The 528-nt window shown below is 65.2% G+C and carries 2 protein-coding genes; both read right to left on the bottom strand.

Annotation, left to right across the window (positions count from 1 at the left end):
• Window positions 1-94 (bottom strand): PPE domain-containing protein (locus OQ789_RS25750; RefSeq protein WP_324689242.1); only part of this gene is annotated, 94 nt, incomplete at its 3' end.
• A gap of 332 nt (window positions 95-426) precedes the next feature.
• On the bottom strand, window positions 427-528 hold a 102-nt coding region (locus tag OQ789_RS25745), incomplete at its 5' end, for a PPE family protein, SVP subgroup (RefSeq protein ID WP_324689215.1).

Raw genomic sequence — 528 nt, 5'->3', positions numbered from 1 at the left:
ACGCCGACGCCGCAGCCACAAACGAACCCGACCCCGGACCCGCGTAAATCCGCGCCGAATTGAACTCCGGCGGAAACGACCCATAATCCACCACGAAAGCGCCCCTTAACCTGTGATGCCCGAATCGAAGATTCGGGTAGTGAATGACGGTAATGCGCTGGCGACCGCGGGAGAGCCGGTCGCCGGAACAGTGACTTTTCGGCGCGGCTCCGCGCCGGGAATCGATGCCAGTCGCTCGGCACTGGCCGGCCACATGTAGTTCGGGCCGGATTGCCGGTACGAGCTGCCGGAATGGCGCGAGGCGAGGAAACGTCGGCTACGCCCGCCCGGGTGTGTTCGCGATGCGGCCGGGCGTACCCGTGTAGAGCCCGGGGATAAAATCCGGTCGCGGATAAAGGTGAGGGAGTACATGCCTGATTCCGCCGCTTATCCGGCCGAGGGTGGGCGGGTTAGCACGCTGTAGCGGAACCCGTATTTGTTGACGTAGCCGGCGGCCGCGCCGCGTCGTCCCATGCCTCCTACCGGCAT

This window comes from Mycobacterium sp. 94-17, assembly GCF_035617725.1.
Taxonomy (GTDB): Bacteria; Actinomycetota; Actinomycetes; order Mycobacteriales; family Mycobacteriaceae; genus Mycobacterium.
This window is presented reverse-complemented; position numbering and strand designations above follow the sequence as displayed.